A 12,266-nucleotide genomic window follows, 5' to 3' on the forward strand; every position below is an offset into this window, starting at 1 on the left:
GCTGTTACTCGATGGCATCCCGGCTCCAGGTCGCATAGGCTGTCTTTCGCGATGCCTTGCCGGCGGCAACCATGTTGGTTGACGTTGTCCTTGAATGCTTGTCCGTATCGAGCCACTTCTGTCCTTCATCGCCACCCCCCGGAGTTCTTGGTTTTATGGAGGGGACAACTATTCTGACGCGGGGGGTAACAGTCCTACCCAACCCGAATTCCATTCGTTAGGAGTTTGGAGCGGGTCGACGGCGCCTTTACCCGACTTTGCATCGGAACTGAGATCACCCCTGCTGGCAAACCTGCATCTGCGCAGCACAACCCAGCGCCTGGGCCAATACCGGGGCCATGGAAACGACATTGCTCGGGTGGTCCACGCAGTCGGTGCTCCAGAACTGGCCCACCCCCGCCTGATGCAGGGCATGGAGCGAGGCGTCGTCGATCAGCGCATGGGTGACGGCCACATCCACCGAAGCGGCGCCTGCGGCCATCAGCAGGTGCGCGGCCTGTGCAAGAGTATGTCCGGTGCTGGCCATATCGTCGAGCAGCACCACGCAGCGGCCCTGCACGCTGACGGGGGGAAGCGCAATGCTCACGCTGCGGTCACCGTGCCGCAGCTTGGTGCACACAGCGTGATCAAAGCCATGGCGTGCGGCCGCCTGCGCCACCCACTGGGCCGATTCGCCATCCGGCCCCACCAGCATGGCACCCGGGCGTTGCCGGGCGATCCAGTCGGCCAGCAACGGTGCGGCGCTCACCACGTCGGCCCGTGCAGCGGGCACGGCGTCTTGCAAGCCGGGGACGCGATGCAGATGGGGATCCACGGTGATGAGCCGGTCAAACAGGCCTGCCAGGAACCGGCCGACGATGCGCTGGCTCACCGCCTCGCCAGGCTGGAAGGCGATGTCCTGGCGCATATAGGCCAGGTAGGGCGCCACCAGCGTGAGATGCCGCACGCCCAGGCCGCGCGCGGCCTCGGCCGCCAGCAGCAGTTCGACGAGTTTTTCGTTGGGCTGGTGCAGGCTGCGCAGCAGCACGGCGTTCGCGGGCAAGCTGCCCGATCCATCCACCGGCAGCGTGAGCTTGAGCTCACCGTCCGGAAAGCGGTGTCGCGCGACCGGCTGCGCCGGCAATCCGGTGGCTGCGGCCAGGCGCTGAGCCGCCGCCTGCTCATCGTCAAAGTACAGCAGGCAGGTCTCCCTTGCCAAGACTTGAGATGAAGGCATGCTCAGAACTCCACGAACACCCGCGGCACGTCGCCGATGGCGCCGATCCGGTAGGCATTGGAGCGGCTGCAGGCCTGGCGGGCGAACTCCAGATCAGCGCCATAGCCCGCATAGACACGGTACAGCACATCGCCCTGCTCCACCGCATCGCCCAATTTGCGCAGCAAATCGACCCCTGCCCCCTGCACCTTGGGCGCACCGGCCAGCCGAGCGATGCGGGCGATCTGCAAGTTGTCTATGCCGGCCACGACGCCCGCGAACGGGGCAAGAGCCTCGAAGCTCAAGGAGCCGAGTTGCGGGTTGTTGTGGTCGAAATTTTTGCTTCCCTGGGCAGCGATGATGGCCTGCATGCGCGCCAGCGCGCGGCCGGAATCGAGAATGTCGCGCGCAATGCCATATCCGTCGCCTCCGCGCACGTCGGGGTTGCATTCAATCAGACGGCCGGCCAGGCGCAAGGCTTTTTGACGCAGGTCGATCGGTGCGCGGGGATCGTTTTCGAGCACGCGCATCACGTCGCGCGCTTCCAGCACCGGGCCGATGCCATTGCCCACGGGCTGGCGGCCGTCGGTGATGACCACATCGAGCGACAGCCCCATGCGGTGCGCCACATATTCGAACAAGCGGCGCAAGCGCTGCGCCTCGGGCATGGAGCGCACCTTGGCCGACGGACCGATGGGAATGTCGAGTACGAGATGGGTCGAACCGGCCGCAATCTTTTTGGACAGGATGGACGCCACCATCTGTCCCGGTGAATCGATGGACAGCGGCCGCTCCACCGAAATCAGCACATCGTCGGCCGGCGCGAGCTGTGCCGTCCCGCCCCAGGCCAGGCAGCCCCGGTGGTCGCGCACGATCTCGGACAGCTGCTCCAGCGGCAACTCGACATTGGCCAGCACCTCCATGGTGTCGGCCGTGCCCGCGGGCGAGGTGATGGCGCGCGACGAAGTCTTGGGGCACAGCATGCCATGCGCTGCCACGATGGGGACGACCAGCATGGAGGTGCGGTTGCCCGGAATACCGCCGATGCAATGCTTGTCGACCACGAGCGGCTCGTGCCAGTCCAGCCGCTGGCCTGAGGCAACCATGGCATCGGACAGAAAGAAAACCTCCTCGCGGTCCAGTTCACCGCGGTTGCAGGCCACCACGAAAGCCGTGAGCTCGATCTTGGAATAGTGGTGGCCCGCGATATCGTTCACGATCGCGAGAAAGTCCTCGCGCCCGAGACGCTCGCCATCGATCTTGCGAAACAGCGCGCCCATCGAGGCCGGCTGCTCTGCCGGCGACACGGTCACCGTCTGGCCGTTTTCCAGCCCGAGTTGGGCAAATGCATCTTCCGACAAACCCAGCTCATTGCATTCGACGATCGATGCGTCGTCGACCACGTTGACCGTGGCCAGGATGTGCTGTCCGTTGACGCGGACCTCAATCTTGGAGAGCGCCTGAAACCCCTCGGCGCGGTAAACGGAGCAGTCGCGATGGAGATAGGCCACGTTTTCACGCCAGGTGTCGATGGCCACCCGGCGTACAGCCAGGCGCGAGTCAAGGGCGGCGTGTTTGTCGCCCTCCGCGCCACTTGCCGCTGACTTCTCGCCTGGGGGTTTATTGGCTTGCATATCGCTAAAGGCTACAACGGGTTGGACGAAATTTACCCGGCTAAGACGCCCTGTGGGTTGCACGCGGCACCCCTTATTCAGAGCCTGGCGCGAAACGCGCTGTGGGTCGCACTGGCCTGCTCCAGCCGGCGCGCGATGTTGCCGCAGACCAGATCGCATAGGGCGTCCACCGATTCGTCCGTGAGGCGGTAGTACACGGACGTGCCGCGGCTCTCGCGCGCGACGATGCCCTGCTTGGTCATCAACGACAGGTGCCGTGAGATGTTTGCCGCCGTGTAGCCACAGGCCTGCGCCAGTTCGCCGACGTTGTGCTCGCCTTGGCGCAGCAGGTTGAGAATGCGCAGGCGCGTGGGCTCGGCCAGCACCTGGAAATAGGCGGCCACTTGTTCCAGGGCCTCGGGGGGCAGTTCCTTCATTGCGCGTTCCAGTCCATGCAGTGGATGAGATGATACATTATTGACTAATTAGCTGATTAATTAAATAATTGATCGAACCATGCTGTGCCGGAGAAGGGAAAACACCATGCAACGCTTCCTGTGGCTCGTAGCCTTTCTTGCCGTGCCGGGCATCCAGGCCGCGGAGCCGACCCCTGCACTGTCCTACTACCAAGTACAGGGCGCTACCCAGGCTGGCTGGGGCAGCAGCGATGCCAAGGTGGAGGCGGTGCGCGAGACGTTGCTGTCGGCCCAGGTGCCGGGCGCTATCGTGGCCCTGCCCGTCAAGGCCGGTGACCAGGTCAAGGCCGGCCAGGAGCTGACGCGCATCGATGCGCGCATGGCCAGCCAGGGCGCCGCCGCCAGCAACGCGCAGGTGGCGGCCGCACAAGCGAGCTTGCACCTGGCGGGCAAGGAATATGAGCGCCAGAAGCAACTGTTTGCCAAGCGCTACATCAGCCAGGCCGCGCTCGACAGCGCCGAGGCGCAGTGGCGTGCGACCCAGGCCCAGGTGGCCGCGTTGCAGGCGCAGGCGGGCGTGGCGGCCACGCAAACCGGCCTGCACAGCGTGAAGGCGCCCTATTCCGGCGTGGTTGCCAGCGTCCCCGCGAATCTGGGCGACATGGCCATGCCGGGCCGGCCCTTGGTGGCGCTGTACGACCCTGCAGCCCTGCGCGTGACGGCGCAGCTCACCGAGGAGCAGGTGCGCCAATTGCGCGCCGGCGGCGGTGTGCAAGTCGAGCTCACTGACCGGCGCCTGGCCATTGCCGCGTCCCAGGTCCAGGTGCTGCCCACGGCCGACCCCTTGAGCCACACCGTCCCCGTGCGCGTGCAGCTGCCTGCCGATGTGCGCGCCGTGCCCGGCATGTTTGCGCGCCTGTGGTGGCAGGGCGGCGCGGCTGATGCCAGCCAGCGCGTGCTGGTGCCCGCCCAGGCCGTGGTGCGCCGCGCCGAGATGACGGGCGTTTATGTGCAAGGCCAGGACGGCAAGCCTCGGCTGCGCCAGGTGCGCCTGGGGCCACCGGCGGACGCAAAGGGCGAGCTGGTCGAAGTCCTGAGCGGCCTCGGCGCAGGCGACCAGGTGGCGCTTGAACCACAGGCCGCGGCCAAGGTGCGCTGACATGGACAGCCAGAAGCATTCCCTGGGCATCTCGGGCCGCATCGCCCAGGCCTTCCAAGCGGAGAGAATCACGCCGCTGCTGGCGCTGCTGGCGCTGCTGCTGGGCCTGTTTGCCGTGCTGGTCACGCCGCGCGAGGAGGAGCCGCAGATAGACGTGACCATGGCCAACGTCATCGTGCCCTTCCCCGGCGCGTCGGTGGCCGATGTGGAGCAGATGATCGCCACGCCGGCCGAGCAGGTGCTGTCGCAGATGCTGGGTGTGGAGCATGTGACCTCCGTGTCGCGCCCCGGCGTGGCGGTGCTCACGGTGCAATTCAAGGTGGGCGTGCAGCGCAACGATGCGCTGGTGCGCCTGCATGACACGCTGCGCAGCAACGCCGACTGGCTGCCGCGCGGCCTGGGGGCGCTGGAGCCCATCATCCGCCCCAAGGGCATCGACGACGTGCCCGTGGTCACGCTGACGCTGTACAGCCACGAGCAGAACCAGGGCGCGTTCGCACTGGAGCGCGTGTCCCACAGCATGGAGGCCGAGCTGATGCGCGTGCCCGGCACGCGCACCGTGGCCACCGTGGGCGGCCCGGGGCGCGCGGTGCGCGTGGAGCTGGATGCGGCGCGCATGGCGGGCCGGGGCGTCACCGTCGATGAGCTGCGCCAGGCCCTGCAGTCGGCCAACATGGGCCTGCCCGTGGGCGAGCTGCTGTCGGGCAACCGCTCCGTGGCCATCGAGGCCGGGCCGTTCCTCGCGCATGCGCAGGAGGTGGCCGACATTGTCGTCAGCAGCCGCGGCGGCAAGCCGGTGTTCCTGAAGGACGTGGCCAGTCTGGAGGATGGCCCGCCGCCCGCCACGCGCTATGTCTGGTACGGGCAGGTCAAGGACGGCCAGGCGATTGAGTACCCGGCGGTGACGCTGGCCATCACCAAGAAGGCGGGCGCCAATGCCATCGACGTGGCGCGCGCGGTGATGCAGCGCGTCGATGAGCTGCGCGGCACGGTGATTCCGGCCGACGTGCAGGTGGCCGAGACGCGCGACTACGGCGCCACGGCCAACGACAAGGCGCAGAAGCTGATCCAGAAGCTGCTGTTTGCCACCGTCTCTGTCGTCGCACTGGTGTTTGTCGCCCTAGGCCGGCGCGAGGCGCTGATCGTCGGCGTGGCCGTGGGCCTGACGCTGGCGGCCACGCTGTTCGCCTCCTGGGCCTGGGGCTTCACACTGAACCGCGTGTCGCTGTTTGCGCTGATCTTCTCCATCGGCATCCTGGTGGACGACGCCATCGTGGTGGTCGAGAACATCCACCGCCACCAGGCGCTGTACCCCGAAAAAACCCTGGCCCAGCTCATCCCCGGCGCGGTCGATGAAGTGGGCGGTCCGACCATCCTCGCCACCTTCACGGTGATCGCCGCGCTGCTGCCCATGGCCTTCGTCAGCGGGCTGATGGGGCCATACATGGCGCCCATCCCCATCAATGCCAGCATGGGCATGTTGATTTCGCTGGCCGTGGCCTTCACCGTCACGCCCTGGCTGGCGCGGCTGTGGATGAAGGGCCATGGCGGCCAGGCCAAGGAGCACACGGGCCTGGCGGCAAGGCTCGCGCCGGCGTTCGAGCGCATCTTCCGCCCGCTGCTTGACGAGCGCACGGGCCGGCGCAACCGCGGCCTACTGGGCCTGGCCGTGGCAGGCCTGATCGCCGTCTCGCTGGTGCTGCCGGTGCTGGGCTGGGTGCAGCTGAAGATGCTGCCATTCGACAACAAGAGCGAGTTCCAGGTCGTCGTGGACATGCCCGCGGGCACGCCACCCGAGGCCACGGCCGCCGTGCTGCACGAGCTGGGCGCCCACCTGGCCACCGTGCCCGAAGTCACCGACTACCAGGCCTACGCCGGCACCGCCGGCCCCATCAACTTCAACGGCCTGGTGCGCCAGTACGACCTGAGGAGCGGCGGCGAGGTGGGCGACCTGCAGGTCAACCTGCTGGACAAGCACGCGCGCAAGGACCAGAGCCATGCGATCGCCATGCGCGTGCGCCCTGCCCTGCAGGAAATCGGCCGGCGCATGGGCGCGAACGTGAAGGTGGTGGAGGTACCGCCCGGCCCGCCCGTGCTCGCTCCCATCGTCGCCGAGATCTACGGCCCCGATGCCGCAGGACGGCGCCAAGTGGCCAAGGAAGTGCGTGCCGCGCTACAAAAAACAGAGGGCATCGTGGACCTGGACGACAGCGCCATCGCCGATGCGCCGAGGAAGCTGGTGCTGGTGGACCGGCGCAAGTCCGCGCTGATGGGCGTGCCGCAGGCCGCCATCGTTTCCGCCCTGCACGCCGGCCTGGCGGGCGAAAACGCCACCTGGCTGCGCGACGCGAGCAAGTACCCCACGCCGGTGCTGCTGCAGCTGCCCGCCGACCAGCATGGCAACCTTGATGCGCTGCTGCAACTGCCCGTGCGCACCAGCCAGGGGAGCACGGTGCCGCTCCGCGAGCTGGTCACCATCAGCGACAGCCTGCGCGAGCAGCCCATCTACCACAAGGATCTGCTGCCGGTGAACCTGGTCGTGGCCGACATGGCGGGCAAGGTGGACAGCCCGCTGTACGGCATGTTCGCCGCGCGCAAGGCGATAGCCGAGATCACCGCGCCCGATGGCGGCAGGGTCGAGGAGTATTTCATCCGCCCGCCCAGCGACCCCTATCGCGGCTACAGCCTGAAGTGGGATGGCGAGTGGCAGATCACCTACGAGACCTTCCGCGACATGGGCGCGGCCTATGGCGTGGGCCTGATCCTGATCTACCTGCTGGTCGTGGCGCACTTCGGCTCCTACCTCACGCCGCTGATCATCATGGCGCCGATCCCGCTCACCATCATCGGCGTCATGCCCGGCCACGCCATCCTGGGCGCGCAGTACACCGCCACCAGCATGATCGGCATGATCGCGCTGGCCGGCATCATCGTGCGCAACTCCATCCTGCTGGTGGACTTCATACGCCTGCAGGTGCGCTCGGGCATGGAGTTCAAGCAGGCCGTCGTGCAGTCGGCCATCACCCGCGCCCAGCCCATCATGCTCACCGGGCTGGCAGCCATGCTGGGGGCGTTCTTCATCCTGGACGACCCGATCTTCAACGGCCTGGCGATCTCGCTGATCTTTGGCATCGCCGTCTCCACCGTGCTTACGCTGGTGGTCATCCCCATCCTGTATTTCATGGCCTATCGCCACCGCGTGGACGTGGTGCGCGGGTAAGGAGCGGTTCAATGAATAAAAAGATAGCTGCCAGCGCTTATCCAGAGCGCCTTGGAGTCATATTTGGCTTGAAAGTCGTCGCGCTTGCCCTGCTCATCGCACCGGCGGCCCACGCCACCGATCTGCTGCAGGCCTGGCAGGCCGCCGAGCTGCATGACCGCGAGCTGGCCGTGGCCCGCGCCGCGCACGCGACGGCCGATCCGCAGCGCAAGCAGGCCAGCGCCCTGTGGCGCCCCGGCGTTGGGCTAACAGCGGCAGCCGGCTGGGGCCATGGCGAGAGCCAGATGCGCGGCGCCCAGTTCAGCGCCCCCGGCATGGGCACGAGCAGCGGCGTGAACTTCGGCACCTCGATCACCGGCGGCACGGCCACGCGCGTCGCCCTGCAGGCCAGCCAGCCGCTCTACAACCTCGAGCGCCGCGCCCAGCAGCAGCAGCTGAACCTGCAGGCCGACATGGGCGATCTGCAGTGGCTGGCCGCGCAGCAGGCCGCCATGCTGCGCACCGCCCAGCGCTACCTGGACCTGGCCGTGGCGCAGGAGGCGCTGCGCGTGCTCGACGGCCAGCTCGATGCCGTGCGCAAGGCCGCGGCCGAAGCGCAAGACCGCTTCGACATCGGCTCGGCACCGATCACCGCCGTGCACGAGGCCAAGGCCCAGCAGGCGCAGCTACAGGCCCGGCGCCTGGCCGCGCAGACCGACCTGGACATCCAGCGCCGCCAGCTCGCCGACGCCACCGGCCTGCCTGCGGCCAGCCTGCAGGCGCACCTGCCTGGTGCCCTCCAGCCGCCAGAGCAGGCGCTGGCCCTGTGGCAGGAACAGGCGGCAGCCGGCAACCCAGGCATACGCCTGCAGCAACTGGCCGCCGATCTGGCTCGCACCGAGGCCGACAAGCACCGCGCCGGCGCCGCCCCCAAGCTCGACCTGGTGGCGCAGGCCGGCCAGGACCGCCTGTCCGGTAGCGGTGACTACGGCAGTGGCGCGCGCAACAAACAGACCAACGCCATGCTGGGCGTGCAGCTCACCGTGCCGCTGTACACCGGCGGCTACCGCTCGGCCAAGGAAGAGGAAAGCCTGGCCCAGTGGAACCAGGCCCAGGCCCAGCTGGACGCCACGCGCGAGCAGGTGGCGCGCCAGGTGCATGCCGCCTGGCTGGGCCTGCAGGCCGGCGCCCAGCGCGTGCAGGCGCTGCAGGAGGCGCTGGTCTCCGCGCAGCTGCGCCAGGACGCCACGCGCACCGGCTACGAGGTCGGCCACCGCACCCTGCTCGACGTGCTGCACGCCGACAACGACGCCGCCGGCACGCGCCTGGCGTTGGCACAGGCGCGCAGCGCGCTGCTGCTGCACCGGCTGCAGCTGGCGCAGCTGGCCGGGCGGCTCGACGAAAGCGAGCTGCGCCAGGCCGGCCAGGCATTGGCGCCCTGAGATCGACCGCCGATTCAGCACCACCGTTTCACCATCACCGACGAGGAGACGACCATGGCCCATATCGTGATCATTGGCGCAGGCACGGGCGGCATGCCCGCGGCCTACGAGCTGCGTGCAACGCTGGACGCGGCGCACCGCATCACCGTGGTGAATGCGGTGGACTACTTCCAGTTCGTGCCCTCCAACCCCTGGGTGGCCGTGGGCTGGCGCCAGCGCAAGGACACCACCCTGCCCATTGCGCCCAGCCTGGAGAAAAAAGGCATCGACTTCATAGCCCAGCGTGTTCAGCGCATCGACGCCGAGGGCAATGCCCTGGAGCTGGCCAACGGCGAGCGCGTCGCCTACGACTACCTGATCATCACCACCGGCCCCAAGCTGTCCTTCGACGAGGTGCCGGGTGCCGGCCCCGTCGCGGGCCACACGCAGTCGATCTGCACCGTGGACCATGCCGAGAAGGCCTGGGCCGACTACCAGGCCTTCCTGCAGGATCCGGGGCCGGCCGTCATCGGCGCCATGCCGGGCGCGTCCTGCTTTGGCCCGGCGTACGAATTCGCCTTCATCTTCAACAAGGACCTGCAGCGACGCAAGCTGCGCCACAAGGTGCCGCTGACCTTCGTGACCAGCGAGCCCTACATCGGCCACATGGGCCTGGGCGGCGTGGGCGACTCCAAGACCATGCTGGAGAGCGAGCTGCGCGGCATGGACATCAAGTGGATCACCAACGCCAAGACCACGCGCGTGGAGGCCGGCAAGATGTTCGTCACCGAGATGGACGAGGCCGGCCAGCCGAAGAAGGAGCACGAGCTGCCCTTCAAGTACGGCATGATGCTGCCCGCCTTCAAGGGCGTGGATGCCGTGGCCGCCGTTGACGGCCTGTGCAACCCGCGCGGCTTCGTGCTCATTGACGAGCATCAGCGCAGCAAGAAGTACCGCAACATCTTCTCGGCCGGCGTGTGTGTGGCCATACCGCCCGTCGAGGTCACGCCCGTGCCCACGGGCGCGCCCAAGACCGGCTACATGATCGAAACCATGGTCTCGGCCATCGTGCACAACATCGCCGCCGAGCTGGCGGGCCAGCCCGCCGACGCCAAGGCCACCTGGAATGCCATCTGCCTGGCCGACATGGGCGATACGGGCGCGGCCTTCGTCGCCCTGCCGCAGATCCCGCCGCGCAACGTCAACTGGTTCAAGAAGGGCAAATGGGTGCACCTGGCCAAGCTCGCGTTCGAGAAGTACTTCCTCTACAAGATGAAGCACGGCACGGCCGAGCCGGTGTATGAAAAGCATGTGCTCAAGGCGCTGGGCATAGAGCGGCTGGAGAAACCCTGATTGCTCATCTATAGATAGCTTCAGGCGCTTTATTCATCAACGTTTCAGGCGGTTTTAATGAATTCTTCCGGCATCACGGTCCTGGGCGCCGGCTTTGGCGCGCTGTCCACCGTGCGCGAGCTGCGCAAGCGCGATCCCGGCGCCGACATCACGCTGGTGTCGCCGCGGGCCGAGCTGCACTACCTGCCAGGCATCATCTGGATTCCCAGCGGCCTGCGCACGCGCGAGCAGCTCATCGTGCCGCTCGCCCCCTTCTTCGAGCGCATGCGGGTGCGCCACCTTGCGGCCGAGGTGAGCGGCCTGTCGCAGGACGGCCGCACCGTGCACACCTCGGCCGGCGTCGTCCGGAACGATGCGCTGGTGATCGCCACCGGCGGGCGCTTCATCAAGAAGCTGCCCGGTATCGAGCACGCCATCACCCCCTGCGAAGGCATTGCCGCGGCCGAACAAATCCGCGACCGGTTGCGCGCCCTGCAGGGCGGCACCATCGCCGTGGGCTTTGCCGCCAACCCGCAGGAACCCCAGGCCGTGCGCGGCGGGCCGATGTTCGAATTCCTCTTCGGCATCGACACCCAACTGCGTCGCGAGGGCCGGCGCGCGCGTTTCAAGCTGGTCTTCTTCAACCCCAGCCAGGAGCCCGGCAACCGCCTGGGCACCAAGGCCGTGCAGCATCTGCTGGCCGAGATGGCGCGCCGCGGCATCACCACCCAACTGGGCCACAAGATGCTGCGCTTTGAAGCTGACAAGGTGGTGACCGAGGGCGGCGAGATAGCGGCCGACCTGATTCTGTTCATGCCCGGCATGACGGGCAACGCCTGGTTCGACCAGACCACCCTGCCCCGCTCGCCCGGCGGCCTGATCCGCGCGGATGCGCAATGCCGCATAGAGGGCTGGCTGCACGCGTACGTGGTGGGCGACTCGGGCAGCTTCCCCGGCCCCGACTGGATGCCCAAGCAGGCCCACATGGCCGACCTGCAGGCCGCCGCTGCGGCGCAAAACCTGCTCGACGGCCTGGCCGGCCGGCCCCAGACGGCGGGTTTTGAAGCAGAACTGGCCTGCATCATCGATTCCATTGACGGCGGCACGCTGGTGCTGCGCACTTCGCGGCGCAATGTCGTGCTGCCCACCTCACGCGTCTTTCACTGGGCCAAGCGCGCCTTCGAGGCGCGCTACCTGCGCCAGTACCGCTGACCGATCCCTATCGTTTTTTCAAAGGAGAACCACCATGACCTCTTGGCGACTCGTGCGCATCATCGCCGGCACCTTCATACTGCTGAGCCTGGCGCTGGGCATACCCGGCAGCCCGATCTTCGCCAGCCAGTGGTGGCTGGCCTTCACCGCCTTCGTGGGTGCCAACCTGCTGCAAAGCGGCTTCACCCAATGGTGCATGCTGGAAAACATCCTGCGCAAGCTGGGCATCCAGTCCGGCTGCTGAGGCCATGCTGACAAGGATCAATGCATGAACAACGAACTCGTGACCGTGGAACTGGTCCAGCTTGCCGACTACCGCTTCGAGAACCGCTTTGGCGCCGACGTGCCGGCGCTGCACACCGACGAGCCCGCGCCGCTGGGCTCGGGCCAGGGGCCGTCGCCGGTGCAGCTGCTGTGCGCGGCGGTGGGCAATTGTTTGAGCGACTCGCTGCTGTTCGCGCTGCGCAAGTTCAAGCAGCAGCCCGAGCCCCTGCACGCCACCGTGCAGGCCGAGGTGGGCCGCAACGCCGAGGGGCGCCTGCGCATCCTGCAGATGCACGCCACCCTGCGCCTGGGCGTGCCCGCAGGCCAGCTGCAGCATCTGGAGCGGGTGCTGGGGCAGTTCGAGTCCTTCTGCACCGTCACGCAGAGCGTGGGCCAGGGCATACCGATCGCCGTGCAGGTGATCGACGCCGAGGGAAGCGTGCTCAAGTAGGGCC

Annotated in this window: 10 protein-coding genes; 7 read left to right on the top strand and 3 right to left on the bottom strand. The window is 67.6% G+C overall.

The window, feature by feature from the left end; genetic code table 11:
- Nucleotides 1–274 precede the first annotated feature (274 nt).
- The 3 genes from P7644_RS11365 to P7644_RS11375 form a co-directional block, all read right to left on the bottom strand.
- Nucleotides 275–1,216, bottom strand: a complete 942-nt coding sequence (locus tag P7644_RS11365) for a ribose-phosphate diphosphokinase (protein WP_404299180.1) — start codon at nucleotides 1,214–1,216, stop codon at nucleotides 275–277.
- Nucleotides 1,217–1,218: 2 nt separating this feature from the next.
- Entirely contained in the window at nucleotides 1,219–2,748 is a 1,530-nt protein-coding gene (locus P7644_RS11370) for a thymidine phosphorylase family protein (protein ID WP_404303185.1), read from the bottom strand.
- 158 nt (nucleotides 2,749–2,906) lie between these two features.
- Nucleotides 2,907–3,245: an ArsR/SmtB family transcription factor gene (locus P7644_RS11375; protein ID WP_404299183.1), complete on the bottom strand. Its 339-nt coding sequence runs from the start codon at nucleotides 3,243–3,245 to the stop codon at nucleotides 2,907–2,909.
- 106 nt (nucleotides 3,246–3,351) lie between these two features.
- On the opposite strand from P7644_RS11375, the gene P7644_RS11380 reads away from it, so the two are divergent.
- From P7644_RS11380 to P7644_RS11410, 7 genes are all read left to right on the top strand, one after another.
- Nucleotides 3,352–4,383 (top strand): efflux RND transporter periplasmic adaptor subunit, encoded by a 1,032-nt coding sequence (locus P7644_RS11380; protein ID WP_404299185.1) that lies wholly within the window; start codon nucleotides 3,352–3,354, stop codon nucleotides 4,381–4,383.
- A gap of 1 nt (nucleotide 4,384) precedes the next feature.
- Nucleotides 4,385–7,603: an efflux RND transporter permease subunit gene (locus P7644_RS11385; protein ID WP_404299187.1), complete on the top strand. Its 3,219-nt coding sequence runs from the start codon at nucleotides 4,385–4,387 to the stop codon at nucleotides 7,601–7,603.
- 68 nt (nucleotides 7,604–7,671) lie between these two features.
- Complete coding sequence (locus P7644_RS11390) at nucleotides 7,672–9,024, top strand: TolC family outer membrane protein (protein ID WP_404299189.1); 1,353 nt, start codon at nucleotides 7,672–7,674, stop codon at nucleotides 9,022–9,024.
- A 54-nt stretch (nucleotides 9,025–9,078) separates the two neighbouring features.
- A complete protein-coding gene (locus tag P7644_RS11395; protein ID WP_404299191.1) occupies nucleotides 9,079–10,356 on the top strand; it encodes an NAD(P)/FAD-dependent oxidoreductase in 1,278 nt (425 codons plus the stop codon).
- A gap of 57 nt (nucleotides 10,357–10,413) precedes the next feature.
- Nucleotides 10,414–11,547, top strand: coding sequence for an NAD(P)/FAD-dependent oxidoreductase (locus tag P7644_RS11400; RefSeq protein WP_404299193.1), 1,134 nt, complete (start codon nucleotides 10,414–10,416; stop codon nucleotides 11,545–11,547).
- Nucleotides 11,548–11,581: 34 nt separating this feature from the next.
- Entirely contained in the window at nucleotides 11,582–11,791 is a 210-nt protein-coding gene (locus tag P7644_RS11405) for a DUF2892 domain-containing protein (RefSeq protein ID WP_404299195.1), read from the top strand.
- Nucleotides 11,792–11,815: 24 nt separating this feature from the next.
- Entirely contained in the window at nucleotides 11,816–12,262 is a 447-nt protein-coding gene (locus P7644_RS11410) for an OsmC family protein (protein WP_404299198.1), read from the top strand.
- Nucleotides 12,263–12,266 lie beyond the last annotated feature (4 nt).

The sequence above is a fragment of the Alicycliphilus denitrificans genome (assembly GCF_044792555.1).
Classification (GTDB): Bacteria; Pseudomonadota; Gammaproteobacteria; order Burkholderiales; family Burkholderiaceae_C; genus Alicycliphilus; species Alicycliphilus denitrificans_A.